Source organism: Actinokineospora sp. (assembly GCF_050699995.1).
GTDB lineage: Bacteria > Actinomycetota > Actinomycetes > Mycobacteriales > Pseudonocardiaceae > Actinokineospora.
In genome coordinates this window covers 16,036-36,075 of the sequence record NZ_JBOHGC010000269.1, presented here as the reverse complement: position 1 = coordinate 36,075, position 20,040 = coordinate 16,036, and the positions used below count along the sequence as shown (strand labels likewise).

At 70.0% G+C, this 20,040-nt stretch carries 21 protein-coding genes, 1 pseudogene and 1 riboswitch; of the genes and pseudogenes, 8 read left to right on the top strand and 14 right to left on the bottom strand.

The window, feature by feature from the left end; translation table 11 throughout:
- Positions 1 to 242: 242 nt before the first annotated feature.
- Together ACRDSQ_RS13925 and ACRDSQ_RS13920 are read right to left on the bottom strand one after the other, a co-directional pair.
- The gene (locus ACRDSQ_RS13925) at positions 243 to 1,274 is read right to left on the bottom strand and encodes an NAD(P)H-dependent flavin oxidoreductase (RefSeq protein ID WP_431421474.1); all 1,032 of its coding nucleotides are present in this window, start codon (positions 1,272 to 1,274) and stop codon (positions 243 to 245) included.
- A gap of 21 nt (positions 1,275 to 1,295) precedes the next feature.
- Positions 1,296 to 2,222, bottom strand: coding sequence for a TIGR04222 domain-containing membrane protein (locus ACRDSQ_RS13920; RefSeq protein WP_431421473.1), 927 nt, complete (start codon positions 2,220 to 2,222; stop codon positions 1,296 to 1,298).
- Between the two features lie 81 nt (positions 2,223 to 2,303).
- Between ACRDSQ_RS13920 and ACRDSQ_RS13915 the strand changes: the two genes are divergently transcribed.
- Positions 2,304 to 2,729, top strand: coding sequence for an HD domain-containing protein (locus tag ACRDSQ_RS13915; RefSeq protein ID WP_431421471.1), 426 nt, complete (start codon positions 2,304 to 2,306; stop codon positions 2,727 to 2,729).
- Between the two features lie 27 nt (positions 2,730 to 2,756).
- On the opposite strand, the gene ACRDSQ_RS13910 is transcribed toward ACRDSQ_RS13915, so the two are convergent.
- A complete protein-coding gene (locus ACRDSQ_RS13910) occupies positions 2,757 to 4,448 on the bottom strand; it encodes a prealbumin-like fold domain-containing protein (RefSeq protein ID WP_431421470.1) in 1,692 nt (563 codons plus the stop codon).
- 281 nt (positions 4,449 to 4,729) lie between these two features.
- A pseudogene (locus ACRDSQ_RS13905) lies at positions 4,730 to 5,100 on the bottom strand (MmcQ/YjbR family DNA-binding protein).
- A 45-nt stretch (positions 5,101 to 5,145) separates the two neighbouring features.
- Between ACRDSQ_RS13905 and ACRDSQ_RS13900 the strand changes: the two are divergent.
- Positions 5,146 to 5,547: a DUF3224 domain-containing protein gene (locus tag ACRDSQ_RS13900; RefSeq protein WP_431421469.1), complete on the top strand. Its 402-nt coding sequence runs from the start codon at positions 5,146 to 5,148 to the stop codon at positions 5,545 to 5,547.
- A gap of 4 nt (positions 5,548 to 5,551) precedes the next feature.
- Here ACRDSQ_RS13900 and lepA read toward each other — a convergent pair whose 3' ends face one another.
- From lepA to ACRDSQ_RS13880, 4 genes are all read right to left on the bottom strand, one after another.
- Positions 5,552 to 7,390 carry a translation elongation factor 4 gene (lepA, locus tag ACRDSQ_RS13895; protein ID WP_431421467.1) on the bottom strand — a complete coding sequence of 613 codons (1,839 nt, stop codon included), beginning with the start codon at positions 7,388 to 7,390 and terminating at the stop codon, positions 5,552 to 5,554.
- A gap of 50 nt (positions 7,391 to 7,440) precedes the next feature.
- Positions 7,441 to 8,238 (bottom strand): cytochrome c biogenesis CcdA family protein, encoded by a 798-nt coding sequence (locus ACRDSQ_RS13890; protein WP_431421466.1) that lies wholly within the window; start codon positions 8,236 to 8,238, stop codon positions 7,441 to 7,443.
- Positions 8,238 to 8,798, bottom strand: coding sequence for a redoxin domain-containing protein (locus tag ACRDSQ_RS13885; RefSeq protein WP_431421464.1), 561 nt, complete (start codon positions 8,796 to 8,798; stop codon positions 8,238 to 8,240). The genes ACRDSQ_RS13890 and ACRDSQ_RS13885 overlap by 1 nt, the downstream gene beginning before the upstream one ends.
- An 83-nt stretch (positions 8,799 to 8,881) precedes the next feature.
- Positions 8,882 to 9,262, bottom strand: coding sequence for a VOC family protein (locus ACRDSQ_RS13880; RefSeq protein WP_431421463.1), 381 nt, complete (start codon positions 9,260 to 9,262; stop codon positions 8,882 to 8,884).
- Positions 9,263 to 9,313: 51 nt separating this feature from the next.
- Between ACRDSQ_RS13880 and ACRDSQ_RS13875 the strand changes: the two genes are divergently transcribed.
- The 3 genes from ACRDSQ_RS13875 to ACRDSQ_RS13865 all read left to right on the top strand — a co-directional run bounded on the left by ACRDSQ_RS13875 (position 9,314) and on the right by ACRDSQ_RS13865 (position 10,958).
- Positions 9,314 to 9,748 (top strand): type II toxin-antitoxin system PemK/MazF family toxin, encoded by a 435-nt coding sequence (locus ACRDSQ_RS13875; RefSeq protein WP_431421462.1) that lies wholly within the window; start codon positions 9,314 to 9,316, stop codon positions 9,746 to 9,748.
- A 65-nt stretch (positions 9,749 to 9,813) separates the two neighbouring features.
- Positions 9,814 to 10,758 carry an SPFH domain-containing protein gene (locus ACRDSQ_RS13870; protein WP_431421461.1) on the top strand — a complete coding sequence of 315 codons (945 nt, stop codon included), beginning with the start codon at positions 9,814 to 9,816 and terminating at the stop codon, positions 10,756 to 10,758.
- Positions 10,758 to 10,958: a hypothetical protein gene (locus ACRDSQ_RS13865; protein ID WP_431421460.1), complete on the top strand. Its 201-nt coding sequence runs from the start codon at positions 10,758 to 10,760 to the stop codon at positions 10,956 to 10,958. The genes ACRDSQ_RS13870 and ACRDSQ_RS13865 overlap by 1 nt, the downstream gene beginning before the upstream one ends.
- On the opposite strand, the gene ACRDSQ_RS13860 is transcribed toward ACRDSQ_RS13865, so the two are convergent.
- Positions 10,959 to 11,342: an MscL family protein gene (locus tag ACRDSQ_RS13860; protein ID WP_431421458.1), complete on the bottom strand. Its 384-nt coding sequence runs from the start codon at positions 11,340 to 11,342 to the stop codon at positions 10,959 to 10,961.
- 156 nt (positions 11,343 to 11,498) lie between these two features.
- On the opposite strand from ACRDSQ_RS13860, the gene rpsT reads away from it, so the two are divergent.
- Positions 11,499 to 11,762, top strand: a complete 264-nt coding sequence (gene rpsT, locus ACRDSQ_RS13855; RefSeq protein ID WP_431421457.1) for a 30S ribosomal protein S20 — start codon at positions 11,499 to 11,501, stop codon at positions 11,760 to 11,762.
- Positions 11,763 to 11,836: 74 nt separating this feature from the next.
- Complete coding sequence (locus ACRDSQ_RS13850; protein WP_431421456.1) at positions 11,837 to 12,343, top strand: acyl-CoA thioesterase; 507 nt, start codon at positions 11,837 to 11,839, stop codon at positions 12,341 to 12,343.
- 122 nt (positions 12,344 to 12,465) lie between these two features.
- On the opposite strand, the gene holA is transcribed toward ACRDSQ_RS13850, so the two are convergent.
- Positions 12,466 to 13,443, bottom strand: coding sequence for a DNA polymerase III subunit delta (gene holA, locus ACRDSQ_RS13845; RefSeq protein WP_431421455.1), 978 nt, complete (start codon positions 13,441 to 13,443; stop codon positions 12,466 to 12,468).
- 118 nt (positions 13,444 to 13,561) lie between these two features.
- Positions 13,562 to 13,690, top strand: a riboswitch (SAM riboswitch).
- Positions 13,691 to 13,701: 11 nt separating this feature from the next.
- Here holA and thrC point away from each other — a divergent pair.
- Positions 13,702 to 14,967, top strand: coding sequence for a threonine synthase (gene thrC, locus ACRDSQ_RS13840; RefSeq protein WP_431421453.1), 1,266 nt, complete (start codon positions 13,702 to 13,704; stop codon positions 14,965 to 14,967).
- Between the two features lie 2 nt (positions 14,968 to 14,969).
- Here the strand turns inward: thrC and ACRDSQ_RS13835 are convergent, their stop codons facing one another.
- From ACRDSQ_RS13835 to octT, 4 genes are all read right to left on the bottom strand, one after another.
- On the bottom strand, positions 14,970 to 17,402 hold the full coding sequence (locus ACRDSQ_RS13835; RefSeq protein ID WP_431421452.1) for a ComEC/Rec2 family competence protein: 2,433 nt from the start codon (positions 17,400 to 17,402) through the stop codon (positions 14,970 to 14,972).
- 15 nt (positions 17,403 to 17,417) lie between these two features.
- Complete coding sequence (locus tag ACRDSQ_RS13830) at positions 17,418 to 18,260, bottom strand: helix-hairpin-helix domain-containing protein (protein WP_431421451.1); 843 nt, start codon at positions 18,258 to 18,260, stop codon at positions 17,418 to 17,420.
- A gap of 130 nt (positions 18,261 to 18,390) precedes the next feature.
- Positions 18,391 to 19,239, bottom strand: a complete 849-nt coding sequence (locus tag ACRDSQ_RS13825; protein ID WP_431421449.1) for a DegV family protein — start codon at positions 19,237 to 19,239, stop codon at positions 18,391 to 18,393.
- Positions 19,240 to 19,317: 78 nt separating this feature from the next.
- Positions 19,318 to 20,040, bottom strand: a complete 723-nt coding sequence (gene octT / locus ACRDSQ_RS13820; protein ID WP_431421448.1) for a diglucosylglycerate octanoyltransferase — start codon at positions 20,038 to 20,040, stop codon at positions 19,318 to 19,320.

The window sequence follows — 20,040 nt, the reverse complement described above, 5'->3', positions numbered from 1 at the left end:
CCACGGCCAGAACACTCTGCTGCTTAACCAGATCACACAGGAGAACCCGGCTCCGCTCCGCTCGCCGGGTGCTGTCGCCTGCCCACTCGCCGGATGATTTTCGAGCCAGGACAGGCACTTCCTCCATGCACAGATCAGTTTGAATCACATCGGATGACTGGTCGAGGCTAACCGTGTCCGCCGTAGACCTCTCTGTGGCCAACCGCACAACAGTCCACAGCAGATTCAGCACTGTTACCCGGCTATTTCGCGACTCTCTGCGCCAATCGAGTGACCGCGGCCGACAGCTCTTGCGCCAGGGTGCTGATCACCTCGGCGACCGGCGCCTCCCGTGCGAGCGGGTAGCCCTGGCCCGCCCACAGGGCCATCGCCTCCGGGTCGCGGACCTTCGCGGCGGCGGCGCGGATCGGCCGGGTCACGTGGTGGATCTCAGGGTAGGCGGCGGGCACGTGTGGGCCGTAGTCGGCGATGAACCGGTTGGCCATGCCGCGCGCGGGCCTGCCGCTGAACGCGCGGGTGACGACGGTCTCCCGCTCCCCCGCCGCGAGCGCTTCCCGGTGCGCGGGCTGCGTTCCGGCCTCCGGACACCGCAGGAACGCCGTGCCCAACTGGGCCGCGACCGCGCCCGAGGCGAGCACGGCGGCGATGTCGGCGCCGTGCATGAGCCCGCCGGTGGCGATCAGCGGCAGGTCCGTCTGGGACGCGATGAGCCGCAGCAGCGGCAGCAGGTCGTAGGCGGGGGCGTCCGCGGTGAACGAGCCGCGGTGCGCGCCTGCCGCCGATCCCTGCACGCACAAGGCATCCACGCCGACAGCCGCCCGCGCTTCGGCGGGCGTGGTGACCGTTGCCACCACCGTGGTGCCGACGACGTGCAGCCGCGCGATGTCCTCGGCGCTGGGGAGCCCGAAGGTGAACGACACGCACGGGACCCGAAGTTCGACGAGGAGGTCGATCTTCGCCGGGTAGTGGTCGTCGTCCCAGGTCGGCTCGCCCGGCTCGACGCCGAGTCGCCTGCCCTCCCCGGACACTAGATCCCGGTAGGCCGCCAAATCCGCCGTGGAGGCCGCTCCGGGCACGAACACGTTGACACCGAAAGGTTTCGCGGTCAGGGCGCGGGTAGCCACGATCTGCTCGCGCAGGGCTTCGGGACTGAGGTAGCCCGCGGCGAGGAAGGCGAACGCGCCCGCCTCGACCGCGCCCGCGACGAGCGCGGGCGTGCTGGGCCCACCGGCCATGGGGGCGACGATCACCGGCACGTCGAGGTCAGCGAACACCTCTCCGACACTAGCCGCCGATCAGCCGCCGCAGCCGCCGCCTCCGCCACAGCTGCTCCCGCTGGAACAGCTGCTGCCGCCGCTCGAGCTGTCCGAGCTGCTGGAGCTGCTGGAGCTGCTGGAACTGCTCCCGCAGCCACTGCCGCACCCGCCGCCGCTGTCACCCGAATTGGTGGCCGAGGCGGTGTTCATCGCGAGGATCTCGCTGAGCTCCTCGTCGGGGAACGCGGTCAGACCGTAGAGCGCGATCGGCCCCAGGACGGCGAACCCGACCATCGCACCGGTCGCGGCCATCCGCGGCGACTGCGTGCGGTGGTAGTTCAGCGCTTCGCGCCCGCGCGGAGCAATCCGGCTCTTGGCCCGGCCGAGAATGATCCGGCAGACGATCCAGATCCCGAGGGTGACGAACAGCGCGACCGTGAGGTCCTCGACCGGGCGGTCCAGCTGGAGCCCGTTGACCAACCTGGCGATGCCGACTCCGATGATGACGAGGAACAGCCAGTGCACCCGCCGCAGCCGGGCCGCGCGGTGCATGGACGTGATGAAGCCGCGCTGGGCCAGGGAGTCGATCATCTGCCTGCCCAGCGGGCTGTTCGCGAAGCCGAGCGGACGCAGCTTGCCCGCCGTGCGGTACCGCGCGTAGACGTAGTCCTGCACCGGATCGGCTGGGCCGGGACCACCGACGGCCCGGGTGACGACGCCGCTGCGGCTGACCCGGACCGCACCGCCGGAGAGCAGGCCCGCCAGCGCGGTGTGCTCGACCCGGGTCGGGCCCGCGGCCAGCAGGGCGAGGTCGTACGGCGTCAGATCACCCCGGTCGCCCGGCTGGGGCTGCGCCACCGACCGGGAACGGACCTTGGCCACGATGACCGCGACGACCGCGACCGCCACGGCGATCCAGTAAAGCTGCATGAACTCCGGACCCGTCAGTCCCCAGGGCTCACCCACGTCGGCCTCCTCAGGCGGTGTTGTCTCCAGGGACGTTCGTGATCGACGTGCGGTTCCGGCGAGGGCGGCTAGATTTTCGGCATGTTCACCGTCGATGACGCCATCCGGATCGCCCGCGACGCGCACGAGGGCCAGGTCGACAAGTCCGGCCGACCCTACATCGGGCATCCCTTGCGGGTGATGAAAAGCGTCGACGGCGAGTACGAGCAGATGACCGCCGTGCTGCACGACGTCATCGAGGACACCCCGGTGACCGCGGCGGACCTCGAGGCGCGGGGTTGTCCGCCTGAGGTGATCGCGGCCGTCGTCGCGATCAGCAAGGTGCCCGGCGAGGACCAGGCGGTGTACCTGGCCCGGGTCGCGGCCAACCCGATCGCGCTGGCCGTCAAGTACGCCGACATCGCCGACAACACCTCCCCCGACCGGCTCGCCAAGCTCGACGAGCACACCCAGCGCAGGCTGCGGGCCAAGTACAGCGCGGCACTGGCCTTCCTCGGCGCGGGTTGAGCGCCGGGGAAGGCCAGTGTCGGTCGGTCAGCCGTTGGTGATGGAGAAGTTCTCCACGCCGCAGGCCGAGGTCGCCGCCTCGTTGTTCGCGTCACCGGAGTAGGTGACCAGCCATCGCCACGTGCCGACGTCGGTGACGAAGAACGTGGTGTTGGTCGTGGAGTACGTGCCGTTGCCCGCCACCGGCGCCGTCTGCGTCAGCGCGGGCGTGCCCGCGCAGGTCGCGTCGGCCGGGCTGTAGAGGTTGAAGGTGATCGACCCGCCCGCGTTCGCCGTGGCGCCGGTGAGCGTGGAGCTGTCGTTGGGCAGCAGGGTCTGCGCGGTGGTCATCCCCGGCTGGAGCTTCGTGATCACCACGATCTCGCTGGTGCACACGCTGATCGCGGGGTTGTTGTTCGCGTCGCCGCTGTAGGTCACCTGCCAGTAGAAGGTGCCCGCCGTGTTGAACGTGATCGAGTCGGAGTCCGGCACGATTCCATTGGTCACGGTCTTCGTCCCGGCGTCCTGCGGGTTCAGCGAGCAGCCCGCGTCGCTGTACACGGTGTAGGTCGCCGTGCCGCCCGCGTCGGCGCTCGCGCCGGACAACTGCGCCGTGTCGTGCACCGACGAGCCGACCGGAGCCGAGGTCGCCGACAGCACGGTCGCGATCGTCGGACTCAGCTTGGTCTTGTTGGTGTAGGTGCAGTCGACCAGGCCGTCGCCCGCCATCGTGATGGTGGCGACCGGCCCGGAAGTGGACACCGAGGTACCGGCACCGCTCGCCGTGCAGACCAGGCTCTCAAACGTCCAGCCCGCGGGAGGGGCGTCCTCGGTGACGGTGTACGGGCCGGCGTTCACGTCGGTGTAGGTGCGGCTGCCGCCGTTGGACAGGCTGAAGGTGGCCGGGCTCAGGCCGCCGGTGGTGGTGTAGCCGAACGTGCTGTCACCGTTGATCGTCACCTTGCGGACGATGATCGAGCCACAGTTGCTGATGTTGACCGGGATCGGTGCGATGAAGTCCTTCAGCGCGGCGGTGAACGAGTCCGACGCCCGGCTCTTGAGGTACGCGCTGCCGAAGGTCTTGCAGACGCCCGGCGGCAGGATGCCCGAGTCGGTCAGGTTGATCGCGGCCTCACCGAAGGTGCGCGCACTCAGGTTTCGCGGCGCGTTCGGCGGGATCGGATCGGTCACCACGACCGTGTTGATCGAGCCTTCGAAGTTTCCGGCCAGCGGCTGCAACTTGCCCCAACACGGCACGGCGTTGTTGGCCTCACACTGCGAGCCCGCGCCGGTGGTGACCCACAGGTGGTAGCCGAGGTTCGGGTTCACACCGCCCTGCGACAGGTCGTATTTGATCAGGACGTCACCGGCGGTGCGGACCGGGGTGACACCGTTCGCGGTGAGGGTGGAGTCCTGGTTGAACTCGAAGTCCATGTTGGTGGTGCCGTTGGGCTCCTGCACGCGCTCCCACGCCAGGTAGAGGAAGTCCTTGTTGCTGACCTTCTCGTTGGCGACGTACAGCCGGATCAGGTCGCTCTTGTTGTTCGGGATCGATCCGGTGACGACGCTGGGTACCTCGGTATCCTCTTTGGTCCCCTGGCCGAACGAGTTGTCCGTCTGACCGGTGGCAAGATCGAGGCCGGGAACGAAGTTGGGCGCGTTGACCCAGTCCTGGGCTTCGTCGTTGAGGACGAGGTTGCCGTCGCCCGCGTCGAACGGGCTGCCTGCGAGGTTCGCCACGGCGGGGACATAACCGACTACCAAGGCCAAAGCTGCGACCGGGATTACTGCGAGTCTGGACGAGCGGATGGACATACCTCCAGCACAACGAGCGTCGTGAAGAGGCAGATCCCCAAGTCGCCCTTCCCGGCGGAGGTTCGACTCGCTCGGGCGGGCGAGTCGGGGCGCGGGCGGCGGATAAGTCGCTCGCGAGCGAGTTCACTCTGGCATTAACCGCGAGCGGTCCTAGGGCCTAACGGCACATAATCGGAACCGACCACCCTGGCGACGGTGCGTAACCGTCAGGGGCGGGCGTCGAGCTCCGCCACGAGCCGTTTCGGGGCGACCATCCGGTAGGCCTCCTCGACGATCTCCGTGACCTCATTCCAGTCGACCTCGACGTCGACGTACACGCCAAGCCAGCCCCGGTGACCCACGTAGGGCGGCCGGAAATACCGCTGCGGGTCCTCGGCGACCATCTCCTCCTGCACCCCCGGCGGCGCCGCGCACCAGAAGGCGACGCGGTCGTCGTGGTGCTGGGCGGCGTAGGTCACGAACGTCTTCTTGTCGCGAACGAACCAGGTCGGCTCGCCGTGGCTGACCCGCTCGGTGGACTCCGGCATCGCAAGCACAGCGCGCGCAGACGGGTGAGCGGATCACGTGTGTCGGTCATGGGTGCCATGATGCCCCTGAGGCACGACAATCCATGGGGAGAACCATGTCCGAGCATGTCAGCGGCGAGTTCGTGATCGACGAGTGGAAGGCCGAGGACCCGTACGACGACGACGACGGCGGAACCCACCTGGGCCACGTCACGCTGACCAAGACGTTCTCCGGCGCGCTCGTAGGCACCAGCGAGGTGCACATGATCGGCGCGCAGAACCCGGAGGCGGGCACCGGGGCATACGTCGCGATCGAGCGGGTCCACGGCGACCTGAACGGCCGGGCGGGCAGCTTCGTGCTGCAGCACACCGCCACCGCGTCCCCCGACGAGCAGACGGCGAAGGTGACCGTCGTCCCCGGGACGGGGACCAACGAACTCGCCGGGCTGAGGGGCGAATTCGTGATCACCCGCCACGAGGACGGCAGCCACACCTACGTGTTCGACTACGAGGTCTGAGGCGCTACTTCTTCTTGGCCGAAGTGTCGTCGGTCGAGAGTGCGGCGACAAAGGCTTCCTGGGGGACCTCGACCCGGCCCACCATCTTCATCCGCTTCTTGCCTTCCTTCTGCTTCTCGAGCAGCTTGCGCTTACGGCTGATGTCACCGCCGTAGCACTTGGCGAGGACGTCCTTGCGGATGGCGCGGATGGTCTCGCGGGCGATCACCCGGGAGCCGATGGCGGCCTGGATGGGCACCTCGAACTGCTGACGCGGGATGAGCTCGCGCAGCTTGGTGACCATCCGGGTGCCGTAGCCGTAGGCCGAGTCCTTGTGCACGATCGCGCTGAACGCGTCGACACCCTCGCCCTGCAGCAGGATGTCGACCTTGACCAGCTCGGAGGCCTGCTCGCCGGACTCCTCGTAGTCCAGCGAGGCGTAGCCACGGGTGCGGGACTTCAGGTTGTCGAAGAAGTCGAAGATGATCTCGCCGAGCGGCATGGTGTAGCGCAGCTCGACGCGGTCCTCGGACAGGTAGTCCATGCCGCCGAGCTGGCCGCGCTTGCTCTGGCACAGCTCCATGATCGCGCCGATGTAGTCGCTGGGCGCGATGATCGTGCACTTGGTGATCGGCTCGAAGATCTCGGAGATCTTGCCCGACGGCCAGTCCGACGGGTTCGTCACGGTCAGCTCGGTGCCGTCGTCCTGCACGACCCGGTAGACCACGTTGGGCGCGGTCGAGATCAGGTCGAGGCCGAACTCGCGCTCGAGCCGGTCGCGGGTGATCTCCAGGTGCAGCAGACCGAGGAAGCCGCAGCGGAAGCCGAACCCGAGCGCGGCGGAGGTCTCCGGCTCGTAGGTGAGCGCGGCGTCGTTGAGCTGCAGCTTGTCGAGGGCCTCACGCAGGTCCGGGTAGTCCGAGCCGTCCACCGGGTACAGGCCCGAATAGACCATCGGCCGCGGCTCGCGGTAGCCGGCGAGCGCCTCGGTGGCGCCCTTGCGCTCCGACGTCACCGTGTCGCCGACTCGGGACTGGCGGACGTCCTTCACACCGGTGATCAGGTAGCCGACCTCGCCGACGCCGAGGCCCACGCTGGGCTTGGGCTCCGGGGAGATGATCCCGACTTCCAGCAGTTCGTGCGTGGCGCCGGTGGACATCATCTTGATCCGCTCGCGCGGGGTGATCTTGCCGTCGACCACGCGGATGTAGGTGACCACGCCGCGGTAGGTGTCGTAGACCGAGTCGAAGATCATCGCCCGGGCGGGCGCGTCGGCGTTGCCGACCGGCGCGGGCACCATCTTCACGACCTCGTCGAGCAGCTCGCCCACCCCGAAGCCCGTCTTCGCCGAGACGCGCAGCACGTCTTCGGGCTCGCACCCGATGATGTGCGCGATCTCGGCGGCGTACTTGTCCGGGTCCGCGGCGGGCAGGTCGATCTTGTTGAGCACCGGGATGATCGTCAGGTCGCGGTCGAGCGCCATGTAGAGGTTGGCGAGCGTCTGTGCCTCGATCCCCTGCGCGGCGTCGACCAGCAGGACGGCGCCCTCGCAGGCATCGAGCGCGCGCGAGACCTCGTAGGTGAAGTCGACGTGACCGGGCGTGTCGATCATGTGCAGGACATGCTCGGTGCCGTCGACGACCCACGGCAGGCGCACGTTCTGCGCCTTGATGGTGATGCCGCGTTCGCGCTCGATGTCCATCCGGTCGAGGTACTGCGCGCGCATGTCCCGGGCCTCGACGACGCCGGTGATCTGCAGCATGCGGTCGGCCAGCGTGGACTTGCCGTGGTCGATGTGCGCGATGATGCAGAAGTTCCGGATCAGTTCCGGTGTCGTGAAGGTCTTGTCAGCGAACGTAGCCACTCAGGTCCTCGCATGGTCAATGGATGCGTACATCGTCCCATGCCCCAAGGTCACGACTGATCCGGCGCTTTCCGGCGCCGCTGCGCGACGAGGACGCCACCCACGGTGAGCACGATCAAGGCCGCCACCAGGGGCACCGGGCCCAGGTCGTCGAGGACTCCGACCAGCCAACCCTGCACTTCCGAGGCCGCTTCGACCACCGGATCGGCCGGGTCGCCGTCGCCGTGGAACAGCCGCAGCTCGTAGATCCCGTAGTAGCCGACGTAGAGGCCGGTGACGACGAGCAGCACGCCGCCGACCCGGTTGACGTACGGGAGCATCCGACGCACCAGCGACGTCATCGACGCCGCCACCGCGAGCACCGCGACGACCAAGCCCATCCCGAGGCCGTAGGCGACGAACGGCACGACGCTGCCCCCGCGAAGAGCGATACCCGCCACCGCCAGGAACGGCCCGACCGCGCAGGACAGGGACGCGATCGCGTACGCCACGCCGTAGCCGATCATGGAGATGATCCGGGTGCTCGGCGCGCCGCGGCTGGGCTTGGGGATCGGCAGCGGCAGGTCGCGGCCGGACAGCAGCACCACACCCGCGAGGACCAGGGCGGCGCCGATCACCACCGTAACCACCGGCAGGTACTGCTGCAGCGTCGACGCGAACGGCGCGCTGAGCAGACCGAAGATTCCGAAGACCGCGATGAACCCGACTGTCATCAGCCCGGCGGCGGCCAGCGCCCGGCCGACCTTCGAACCGCCGACGAGCGCCAGGTAGCCGGGCAGCATCGCGAAGCCGCACGGGTTGACCGTGGCCAACATGCCCGCGACGAGCGCGAGCCCCAGGTCGCCCATCAGCCCGCGAGACCCGCGACCCTGGCGGCGAGGGCGTCTTTGCTGAGCTGCTTGGTCTCGGTCTCGATCGTGCCGTCGGCGGAGATGAAGGCGTACGCGGGCTGGTAGGTCACGCCGAAGCGCTTCCACAGGGCGGCCTCGGTGTCGGCGAGGTGGGTGAAGCCTGCGACGCCGCGCTTCTCGACGAACTCGCGCATGGCCTCGAGCCGGTCCTGCGCGGCGACACCGACGAAGGTGACTTTTCCTTCGTGCTGCTTGGCGACCTCGGCCAGGCCCGCGGCCTCACGCTGGCACTTGGGGCACCACGGGGCCCAGAACCAGAGCACCGCGGGTTTGCCGGCGAGCGAGTCGCCGCGGAAGTCCTTGCCGTCGACGGTCATGGCGGTGAACTGGAGCTTCTCCGGCACCGCGGCCGCGGCGGCCGGGCTCGACGCCTCCGCGGCCGCGGAGGTGGTCGTCGGAGCGGTCGTGCCTGGTTCGGACTGACCGGCGGGCGCCGGCGAGCTGCCGCACCCGGCCAGCAGGAGAAGAGCGGCGAGCAGCAGCGCAGGGCGGCGCATTGGGAGACCTCCACGTCGTCGAAACCGAATCATCGCGCACGACGGCCGCGGAAGTTCTTACGGGTTGATGACGTCGCGCACGGTCACGGCGTCCGGGAGTCCCGCCGCATCGGGTGCTCGGGCGGGACCTGCACCAGCACGATCCGCATGCCGTCCGGGTCGGCGAGCCAGGCCTCGTGCAGACCCCAGGGCTCCAGCCGTGGCTCGCGAGTGAACTCGACGCCGCGCTCGCGGAGTTCGGCGACCGCGGCGGCGACGTCGCGCACCTGCAGCCACAGCGCGAGGTCGGGTGAGGCCGGTTCGGACCCCTTCGACGAGAGCTCCAGCTGGCCGCCGCCGAGGAAGAACACCGTGCCGCCGGGGAACTCACGGAAGATCGCGAGGCCGAGGGCGTCCCGGTAGAAGGCCATGGACCGCTCGGGGTCACGCGGATGGATGATCACGCGGCTCGTCAGGAACTCCACCCCACAAGTCCTACCGGGGATCCGGCGCGCGCGCGACTACGCTCGCGCCCCGTGCGAGCTACCTCTGATGACCCCCGACCCGCGCGCGGCGCGGTCTGGGAGGCGTCCACCGACCGTCCCGCCACCATCGACTACGCACCGGATCTCGACGGAAACGCTGATCCGGGCGAGATCGTCTGGGCCTGGGTGCCCTATGAGGACGATCCGGATCGCGGCAAGGACCGGCCGCTGCTCGTCGTCGGCAGGCAGGGGGCGACCCTGCGGGCGCTGATGCTGTCGAGCAAAACTCCGCACGATCGCGAGCGCGACGACTGGCTCGAGGTCGGCTCGGGCACCTGGGACCGCGACGCCCGGGTGTCGTATCTGCGGCTGGACCGGCTCTTCGAACTCGGCGAAGGCGACCTCCGGCGCGAGGGCTCGGTCCTCGACGCGGACCGGTTCGCCCTGGTCGCCGCCGCCCTGCGGGAGCGCTACGGCTGGCGGTGACTGGACATCCTCCCCGAAAAAGTGATATCACTTTGCTAAGCACGAGCTATCCCAGGGGAGGGGCTATGACCACACCGGAGGAATTCGACCGGCCAGTGCTGCCGACGCCGCGAGTGCGTGAGAAAGAGGCGTTCGGCGCGGCAGGACTGCCGCTGGCCGGGGCCGCGTTCGTGCTGGCGGTCGCCGGACTCGGACTGATCGGCGTCGGCATCGGGGGGCTCGCGGGGGGCGTGGAGATCAGCAAGCCGGTGGCGGCGGGGGCGATCGTGCTGGGCGTCGTCGCCGTCATCGCGGCCGGGCTCGCGGGGGGCGGGCTCACCATGGTCGCGCCCGGCGAGGCCCGGGTCCTGCAGTTTCTCGGCCGCTACACGGGAACGGTGCGGCTCGACGGGCTGCGGTGGGTGAACCCGTTCACCACCCGGCGCAAGGTGTCGACCCGGATCCGCAACCACGAGACCGCGGTCATGAAGGTCAACGACGCCGACGGCAACCCGATCGAGATCGCCGCCGTGGTGGTCTGGAAGGTCGAGGACACGGCGCGAGCGGTGTTCGAGGTCGACGACTTCATCGCCTTCGTGGCGATCCAGACCGAGACCGCGGTCCGGCACATCGCCAACACGTACCCGTACGACGTCCACGGCGAGGACGCGATGTCGCTGCGGGACAACGCCGAGGAGATCACCCGGCGGCTCTCCGCGGAGATCGCCGCCCGGGTCGAATCGGCTGGGGTGCTGGTCATCGAGTCGCGCATCACGCACCTGGCGTACGCGCCGGAGATCGCGCAGGCGATGCTGCGCAGGCAGCAGGCGGGCGCGGTGGTCGCGGCCCGCTCACGGATCGTCGAGGGGGCGGTCGGCATGGTGGAGATGGCGCTGGCCCGGCTCGCCGAGAACGACGTGGTCGACCTCGACGAGGAGCGCAAAGCGGCGATGGTCAGCAACCTGATGGTCGTGCTGTGCAGTGACCGCGAGGCCCAGCCCGTGGTGAACGCCGGGTCGCTCTACCACTGATGGCCGAGCGCAAGAAGGTCCTCCTGCGGTTGGACCCGGCCGTGCACGACGCGGTGGCCCGGTGGGCGAACGACGAGCTGCGCAGCACCAACGCGCAGATCGAGTTCATGCTCCGCCGGGCCCTCGCCGAGGCGGGGAGGCTGCCCGACGGAACGGGCGGCCCGCCCCGGCGAGGCCGCCCGCCCAAGGACGCGCAGTGATTACTCGGCGACCTTCGTCCGCGAGGCGATGAGCTCCGTGTCCTCCTCGTCGAGCAGCGCGGGGTCGATGTCGGCGGTCACCACTTGCACTTGAGCGCGTCGCGGGACGAACTCCTTGCAGTAGGGGCACTCGCGGCTGCCCTGCGCCCGGAAGTTGCCCAGGCCCGCCTTCTTCATGAGCTTGACCAGGCCGAACAGGACAAGTCCGAGCAGCAGGAAGTTCAACAGCTCGGTGAGGAACGCGCCGTATTTGAGCTCGGCGCCGTTGACGGTGAACATGAGGCTGCTGAAGTCGGGCTTGCCGAAGATCGCCGCGACCAACTGCATCAGCACGTTGCCCGCCAGGCTCTCCACCAGCGCCGCGAACGCGGTGCCGATCGCCATCGCGCAACCGGAAGAGCCGATGGATGAGCCCAGGACCAGGCCTGTTAACCTTGCTCGACGCGCCGTACGGCACTCCGCCCTGGAGGAGACCTGCGCAAGCAGGGCCACACGAAGACAGCGGCACGCAATCCGCGTTTTGAATCGAGGAGTTCACGCATGGCCAACATCAAGTCCCAGATGAAGCGCATCAAGACGAACGAGAAGGCGCGCCAGCGCAACAAGTCCGTCAAGTCCTCGGTCAAGACCGCGATCCGCAAGTTCCGCGAGGCGACCGAGGCAGGCGACAAGGCCAAGGCCCAGGAGCTGCTGCAGGACGCCAGCCGCAAGCTGGACAAGGCCGCGGGCAAGGGCGTCATCCACGCCAACCAGGCCGCCAACAAGAAGTCGGCGATGGCCCTGGCGGTCAACAAGCTCGGCTGACCCAAGCCTTTCCGACAGCGCCGTCCACCTTGCTGGTGGGCGGCGCTGTTCGCGTCTGAGGCAGACTTCGGCGCATGGATCTGGACCCGAAGCCCACCTCGGCGGCCGCCACGTCGCTGTCGCACATCATGACGGCGCTGGACACGAACCTGCTCGGCACGGTGCACGGCGGCGTCATCATGAAACTCGTCGACGACGTGGCCGGGGCGGTCGCCCAGCGCCACTCCGGCGGGTCCGCCGTCACGGCTGCGATGGACGGCATGACGTTCCTACACCCGGTGCGAGTCGGCGACCTGGTCCACGCCCACGCGCAGGTCAACTGGGCGGGCCGGTCCTCGATGGAGGTCGGCGTCCGGGTGCTGGCCGAGCCCTGGGACCGCGCAGGCGTCCCACCCACCCGGGTCGCGACGGCCTACCTCGTCTTCGTCGCGGTCGATGGGGACGGCAACCCCCGATCGGTGCCCGCGGTGGTGGCGGAGACACCGGAGGACGAACGGCGTGGCCGGGAAGCCGAGATCCGCCGCAAGAACCGGTTGGCCCGCCGCGACGAGATCCTCGCCAGCCGAGCCCCCAAGCCCTGAACCCGGCCTGACCGGCGCGGGCAGCCCGCGAACAAGGAGCCAGGGCGGCTCCCCAGCGATGCGCCCCAGCGAACCGGAGAACGCCCCGCACCCAGGCCGCAGCCCGCAACAGGAACCCGCGCCTACTCCCGGCGGTGCGCCTTGGCGAGCCGGAGGACGGCGCGTTCCAGGGCGTAGTCGGCGTCGGCCGCCACGCCCTTCACGTCGGCGTTGACCTCGGCTACCGCTCGCATCGCCTCGACCAAGCCTGCGGGCTTCCACCCGCGGCTCTGGGCCAGCGCCTTCTTCACCTTCCACGCGGGCATGCCCAGCTCACCGGCCAGCCGGAACGGGTCGGCGCGGCCCGCCCCCACCACCCGCGCGACCGTGCGGACGGCATCGGCGAGCGCGTCGGCCACCAGCACGTGTGGCACCCCGAGGTGCATCGCCCACCGCAGCGCTTCGAGGGCGCCCGGGACGTCGCCGGTCACGGCCTTCTCCGCGACCGCGAAGCCGGTCACGTCCGCACGTCCCCGGTGGTAGCGGCGAACCGCTTCCTCCGTCACCGCCCCCGCGGTGTCGGCCACCAACTGGGCGGAGGCGGCGGCGAGTTCGCGCAGGTCCGAGCCCACCGAGTCGACCAGCGCCGCGACTGCGGCCGGGTCGGTCTTGCCGCCCGCCCGACGGATCTCGTTGCGAACGAACGCCTCTCGCTCGGCGGGTTTGGTGATCTTGGCGCACTCCGTGACGACCGCTCCCGCCTTGCGCATCGCGGCGACGATGTCCTTGCCCGCCTTGCGGCCGCCGCCGTTGTGGACGACGACGAACACGATGCCCTCGGCGGGGTTCTTCACATACGAGATGATCACCGCCGCGATGTCCTGGGTGGCCTCGTGGGCGGCGTCGATGACGATCACCCGGCCTTCGGCGAACAGTGACGGCGAGACCAGTTCGGCCAGCTCAGGTGATGTGAGTTCAGCCACGCGCACCCGGGTGAGGTCGGCGGACGGGTCGGCGAGGCGAGCTGAGTCGAGTGCGGCGCGGATCGCGCGCTCGACCAGCAATTCCTCCTCCCCCAGCGCGAGTTGCAGAGGTGCCGGGGTGACCGCGGGCGAGTTCACGCTGAGAATCCTGCCATGGGCGGGCGACACCCGCGGGCGCGCAACCTCTCTCGGATACTGGACGCTCGGTGGCACCTGCCGGACACCGTGCCGTAGCGTCGCCGGCATAACTGAATACCGCTCATCCAGAGGGGCAGAGGGATCGGCCCGAAGAAGCCCCGGCAACCGGCGTGAGCCATGTCCTCCTCAAGGAGACGTGTGCGCGATCACGGTGCCAATTCCGACCCGCTTGCGGGATAGATGAGGAGATACCTCGCGATGACATCGGCAGTCGACGCCCAGCGTCCCACCACCCTCGACCTCGGTTCCGCGCGCGCTCTGTCGTGTCGCGAGTGCGGCCACCAGATCCCGCTCGCCGCGGAATTCGCCTGTGCCGAGTGTTTCGGCCCGCTTGAGGTGTCCTACGAGTTCGGCAAGATCACTCGCGCGGACATCGAAGCGGGTCCCAAGTCCATCTGGCGCTACCGCGGGCTGCTCCCCGTGCCCGCCGATGTCGACACCCACCCCAACACCGATCCCGGGATGACCCGCCTGGTCAAGGCCGACCGCCTCGGCGCCGCGCTCGGCGTCAAGAACCTGTGGGTCAAGGACGACACGGGCAACCCCACGCACTCCTTCAAGGACCGCGTGGTCGCCGTCGCCCTCGCCGCCGCCCGCCAGCTCGGCTTCTCCGTGCTCGCGTGCCCGTCCACCGGCAACCTGGCCAACGCCGTCGCCGCCGCCGCGGCGCGCGCTGGCTGGGACTCGGTCGTTCTCATTCCCTCCTCGCTCGAGCGCGCCAAGATCCTCACCACCGCCGTGTACGACGGCGCCCTGATCGCCGTCGACGGCAACTACGACGACGTCAACCGGCTCGCCACCGAACTGGCCGCCGAACACGAGGACTGGGCGTTCGTCAACGTCAACGTCCGCCCGTACTACGCCGAGGGTTCGAAGACCCTCGGCTACGAGGTCGCCGAGCAGCTCGGCTGGCGACTCCCCGGGCAGGTCGTGATCCCGGTCGCCTCCGGCTCACAGCTCACCAAGGTCGACAAGGCCTTCCGCGAGTTCGGCGACCTGGGCCTGGTCGAGCCCACTCCGTACCGCATCTTCGGCGCCCAGGCCACCGGCTGCTCGCCGGTGTCCACGGCCTACAAGGCGGGCAGCGACGTGATCCGCCCGGTCAAGCCGGACACCATCGCCCGCTCGCTGGCCATCGGCGCCCCCGCCGACGGCCCGTATGTGCTGGACTCCGTCCGCCGCACGAACGGCGCCGTGGAGGACGTGACCGACGAAGAGGTCGTCGAGGGCATCCGCCTGCTGGCCCGCACCGAGGGCATCTTCGCCGAGACCGCAGGCGGCGTGACCGTCGCGACCGCGAAGAAGCTCGTCGAGAACGGCAAACTGGACCCCGACGCGGAAACCGTCCTCCTCATCACCGGCGACGGCCTCAAGACCTTGGACGCGGTCCAGGACAAGATCGGCCCCCTCGCCACCGTCCCACCGTCAGCCGCCGCCGTGCGCGAGGCGCTTTCTCGCAGGTGACCTCAATGCTCTGGGGATCGCGGCAAGCTCGCTCGATCCCCAGAGCAAGGCACCGAGCAGACTGGCGGGCCACGCGCACCCCGCCGCCGGATTCCCGGCCCCGGAACAACCGCACTGTCGCCATCGCTATCGGTCCGCGCAACCAGAGTCCCCAGATTCCGCAACGCCTCCATCGTCCGCGGGTTCGGATGCCCATACCGGTTCCGTGCACCAACACTCACCAACGCGACGCGCGCCCCCACCGCTGCCAAGAATTCCGGGGAGGTCGTCCGAGATCCGTGGTGTGGCACCTTCACAACATCAGCCGAGATGTCCACTTCGGACTCGATCAGGTCGGCTTGGGCCGCCAGTTCGATGTCGCCGGTCAGCAGGAGCCGTCCAGCGGTCGTGGACGCACGGAACACCAGTGAGCGGTTGTTGATGGCGCTGCCTGTGGTCTCGTCGTCGGCCCTTTCCTTTCTGTTGTGGGACAACACTTCGATCGTCAGCTCAGGCCAGCTCAGGCGCTGACCACCAGCCAAGTCGACCAGCGGAACTCCAGCCTCTTCGGCTTCTCGGCGCACTTGTCGCCAGGCCCAGTCCGGGGTTCGGCCCGATCCCACGGCAACGGCCCCGACTGAGCGTCCCGAGAGGACACCGGCCAGGCCGCCGACGTGGTCGGCGTGGAGGTGGCTCAGGATCACGAGTGGCACCCGCGTGACCCCGAGCCGGTCGAGGCAGTCGTCGACCGGGCCCGCTTCCGGGCCGGTGTCCACCACGACAGCCCGGTCGGACTCCCCCGCCGCCAGCGCGATGGCGTCGCCCTGGCCCACATCGCAGGCGACGGCCGCCCACCCGTCCGGTGGCCAGGCGGGCGCGAGGACTCGGACCGGGACCACCACGACGAGGACCGTCACCAGGGCCAACGCCAGCGCCGACCGACCCCGACGGGAGCGCCAGGCCACGGCGACCGCGATCACGACGGCCACCAGCAGGGCACCGCCCCACCAGCCGTCCGGCCACCCCACCGCCGCACCGGGCAAGTCCGCCGCGTGTCTGGCCACCGTGATCACCCAGTCCAGTTCCGGCCCGGCCAGCCGGACACACCAGTGCGCCGCCCATGGCCACCCCGGCATCACCACGGCCGCGAGCACGCCGAGCACGGTGGCCGGGGCGATCACCGGAGCGACCACCACATTGGCCGCGACGGCGATCAGGCTGAGCTGGCCGCTCATCCCGACCACCACCGGTGCTGTCACCAGGTGCGCCGCCGCGGGCACGGCGAGGGCTTCGGCCAGTCCGCGCGGCACCCGACGGCGGGCCAGGGCGTCCGCCCACCGGGGCGCCAACAGGACCAGGGCGCCCGTGGCCAGCACCGACAGCACGAAGCCGAACGCGGTGGCCATCCCCGGGTCGACCGCGACCAAGACGATCACGGCAGTCCCGAGGGCGGGGAGCGCGGACCGGTCGCGGCCCAGGGCGAGGGCCAGCAGTCCGACCGCGCCCATGACACCGGCGCGCAGGACGCTCGGTTCCGGTCCTGCCAGCACCACGAACCCGGCGAGCCCGAGCAGCGCGCCCGCCGCCGAGCCGTACGGGCCCGCCCGCAGCGCGCGCAGCAGGAACAGGATCGCCAGGCACACGATCGCCAGGTTCGCCCCGCTCACGGCGAGCAGGTGGGACAGCCCGGCCACCCGGAACTCGTCGACCACGGTCGGCGAGAGCCCGTCGGTGTCGCCCACGATCAGCGCGGGCAGCAAACCGGCGGCTTCCGCGTCGAGCACACCTGCCGCCCGCCTCAGCCCGGCCCGCAGCGAGTCCGCGGTCTGTTGCCACCCCGGCGCGGCACCGACCGATGACGGCGGGCCCCGCACCCGTAGGACCGCCACCGTCAGCTGGCCGGACGCGGCTGGCGCGAGTGTTCCGCGAGCGGTGAGCGTCTGACCCGGCAGCAGGTGCGACCAAGGTTCGACCGGGGCCACCATCAGCACGTGGGCGCGGCCGTCGACCACCGTCGCGGGGATGACCACGGACCCGATTCCCGGCTGCATGCCGCCGAACCCCGCCGTGCGCACCGGCTTCGGCCGCTCCCGTACCTCGACGTGAAGCACCGCCGCCTGACCGCGGGCGGCCAAGTCCAGCAACGGATCGGTCGCCGCGTCCCGAATCTGTCCGGCAACCGGCCACAGAGCCAGCACGCCGCAGAGCAACAACGGCCAAGCCGCCTCCCGCACGGGCCACCCGGACGGCGAGGACGCACCGGGGGAAACCTGGCGTCTCGTTCTCGGGACCATCACCAGGATCGCGATGGCAGCCACGACCATCACGCCGCCCCCGACGACCGCGCACACCCAGTGGACCAACAAGCCCAGCGCCGCGCTCAGCCACAGTGCGACCGCCGCGAGGATCAGCCTCCAGTCATGTGTCGCGGATGGACGGATAGGCGGCGGCAGCATCGGGTCAGCTCCTCGCTACCGGACGGTGACGAGTTCGCGAAGGGACTCGTACTTGGCCGGACCGATCCCCTCCACCTCCCGAAGCTGGTCGACCTTGCTGAACCGACCGTGTTTCGTCCGCCAGTCGACGATGCGCTGGGCGGTGACCGAGCCGACGCCGGGGAGGGTGTCGAGCTGAATGGGTGAGGCCGTGTTCAGGTCGACTGGTCCGGGTTGGGCCGTCTGGGCCGAAGCGGCGGGCGGAATCGGGACTCCGACATGGATCTGTTCGCCGTCGACCAGCCGCCGGGCGAGGTTCAACGCGGTCACATCGGTGCCCTGCAGCAAGCCGCCACCGGCCTGGATGGCATCGGCGACCCGCGATCCCTCCGGCAGGGTCAGCAGCCCGGGCATGACGACCTTGCCGACCACGTCGACGACGACCCCCGGCTTCGCCGGGCTGCTCACCCGGTCGACCGCGGCCGCGACCGGGAGCTCCGGTGCCACTTCGGCCTTCGGGCTGCCCGAGAACGCGACGAAGGCACTGATCACACCGGCGATGAGGACAGCCGCGACCATCATCGCGATCGGGAAACGCCTGGGTGGGCGCTCGCCGGGTCTGAAGTCGCGGATGGCGGGCCGCCGCCACCAAGCGGTGCCCTCCGCGCTGGTCCAGCGGGTGATCAGCCTGCCGAGCCTGCCCGCGGGGGTCGCGCGACGGTGCCGGGGTGTTGGGCTTTCAGTGGCTTCGGGATCGTCGGAGACGACGCGATACTCGGGCGTACCCGCCGCTGCGTCCCACGGCCGGTCGGCGGCCGCGGTCAGGCGGTGCAGGACGTCATCGATGTGAGCTGTGCGGGACTGCTTGGTGTCGAACATGGATTCGACGCTAGGGATGCGGGCTCGACTTCGGCAGACCCGCTGCCGAGCTGTGGACAGCTCCACGGAAGATGTGGATGAACGGTGCGCGGCGGGCCGGATTGTCGGGCTCGTGTGCGATGTTGGGCGGTTACAGCCGACCGGGGCAGATCACCACACCGAGCACGCCTGGTCCGGTATGAGCGCCGATGACCGCTCCGAGTTCGGAGACCACGCAGCCCGACGACGAGCTGATGCGCTCATCGAGTCGGGTGGCGAGTTCGGCGGCGCGGTCGGGCGTCGCGAGGTGATGAACCGCGAGTTGCACCGGCTGGTCGCCGGCCGCTTCGGCGGCGAGGTCGACCAACCGGGCAAGGGCTCGGCTCGTCGTCCTGACCTTCTCCAACGGGACGATCTGGCCGTCGTGGACGTGCAGGATCGGCTTGACGGACAGCGCGGTCCCCAGCAGGGCCGTCGCCGCGCCGATCCGGCCGCCGCGACGCAGGTAGTCCAGGGTTTCGACGAACATGAAGCTTTTCGTGTGCGCGGCGGCCTCGACGGCGGCGGCCTCGACCGCGGCTCCGTCGGCGCCCTCCGCGGCGACGGCGGCGGCGCGCAGGGCGGCGAAGCCCAGGCCCATCGCCGTGGTGCGGGAGTCGACGACGCGGACGCGGTCCGGGCCCACCTCCTCGGCGGCGAGGCGCGCGGATTCCCACGTCCCGGACAGCTCGCTGGACAAGTGGACCGACAGCACGCCGTCGGCCCCTTCGTCGAGCAGCCTGCGGTACACCACCGCGAACTCGGCGGGACTCGGTCTGGACGTGGTGACGACGCGGTGTTCCTTGAGCGCGGCGGCGAGTTCGGCGGGCCCGATGTCGATGCCGTCGCGGCCTTCGCTGTCGTCGATGTGGACGAAGAGCGGAACCACATGGACCGCGTGCCGGTCCGCGAAACCCTCAGGCAGGTAGGCGGTCGAGTCGGTGACAACGGCGAACGGCACGACACGGGAGCCTAATCGGACGGACGGCCCGAACCTACGACAACCGCCGCGCGGCGCTACGCCGACTGGGCGAAAGGCTCAGTGCGAGTCGGGTGCGACCAGCGACGCGACGAGCGCGCCGAGCGCCTTGCCGACGTCCGCGTGCCCGGACCAGCCCCAATGCATGCCGTCCGGGTTGCCGTGGCCCTCCAGCACGTGCGCCCCGACCAGGTCAGCCGAGTCGAGCAGGCTCACCCCGGCTTCCTCAGCCCACTCCCGCATCGTGCGGACCGCGAGTTCGCGGCCGGTGTGGACGAAGCCGTAGGACGGTGCGCGGTGGTACCCGGGCAGAATGGCGATCACGGGAATGTCGGGCCGCAGGGCCCGGATCGCCACGACCGTCATGTCGAGGTAGCGGACGGTCAGCGCCGCGGGCAGTGCCACGGGCCGTCCCCTGGTGAGGCGGGCCAGCCAGGGCTGCGCGGCGCTGTACCCCTTGCGCACGCCGCGGCGGAGGCTGTCGGGGCGCAGGTAGCGGATTCCTTGACGCAGATAGGTCGGCAGCGGCGAGGGCAGGGTGTCCATCCCGCCGACGGCGAGAACCAGCACGTCGGCTTTGGGCAGCTGCGCCCACACCCTCGGATCGCCGGTAAGAGACCAGTAGGCGTCTCGCGCGGTCCAGCCGAACCCGGCGAACAGTTCGGTGTGGCCACCGATGGCCGCGGCGGCCACGTTGGGCCACAGACGCGGGTCGTCGGCCGGATGGGGGCCATCCGGGCCGTGGAAGCTCAGCGAGTCGCCGAACATCAGCACGGTGGGCAT

Bases quoted from the DNA above. Each gene is read 5' to 3' on its own strand.
- ACRDSQ_RS13900 (WP_431421469.1), top strand. From the start codon at position 5,146: ATGTCCGAGCATGTCAGCGGCGAGTTCGTGATCGACGAGTGGAAGGCC.
- rpsT (WP_431421457.1), top strand. From the start codon at position 11,499: ATGGCCAACATCAAGTCCCAGATGAAGCGCATCAAGACGAACGAGAAG.
- ACRDSQ_RS13830 (WP_431421451.1), bottom strand. From the start codon at position 18,260: ATGTTCGACACCAAGCAGTCCCGCACAGCTCACATCGATGACGTCCTG.
- ACRDSQ_RS13915 (WP_431421471.1), top strand. From the start codon at position 2,304: ATGTTCACCGTCGATGACGCCATCCGGATCGCCCGCGACGCGCACGAG.
- ACRDSQ_RS13865 (WP_431421460.1), top strand. From the start codon at position 10,758: ATGGCCGAGCGCAAGAAGGTCCTCCTGCGGTTGGACCCGGCCGTGCAC.
- ACRDSQ_RS13870 (WP_431421461.1), top strand. From the start codon at position 9,814: ATGACCACACCGGAGGAATTCGACCGGCCAGTGCTGCCGACGCCGCGA.
- octT (WP_431421448.1), bottom strand. From the start codon at position 20,040: ATGCCCACCGTGCTGATGTTCGGCGACTCGCTGAGCTTCCACGGCCCG.
- thrC (WP_431421453.1), top strand. From the start codon at position 13,702: ATGACATCGGCAGTCGACGCCCAGCGTCCCACCACCCTCGACCTCGGT.
- ACRDSQ_RS13860 (WP_431421458.1), bottom strand. From the start codon at position 11,342: ATGGCGATCGGCACCGCGTTCGCGGCGCTGGTGGAGAGCCTGGCGGGC.
- ACRDSQ_RS13850 (WP_431421456.1), top strand. From the start codon at position 11,837: ATGGATCTGGACCCGAAGCCCACCTCGGCGGCCGCCACGTCGCTGTCG.
- ACRDSQ_RS13835 (WP_431421452.1), bottom strand. From the start codon at position 17,402: ATGCTGCCGCCGCCTATCCGTCCATCCGCGACACATGACTGGAGGCTG.
- ACRDSQ_RS13890 (WP_431421466.1), bottom strand. From the start codon at position 8,238: ATGGGCGACCTGGGGCTCGCGCTCGTCGCGGGCATGTTGGCCACGGTC.
- ACRDSQ_RS13885 (WP_431421464.1), bottom strand. From the start codon at position 8,798: ATGCGCCGCCCTGCGCTGCTGCTCGCCGCTCTTCTCCTGCTGGCCGGG.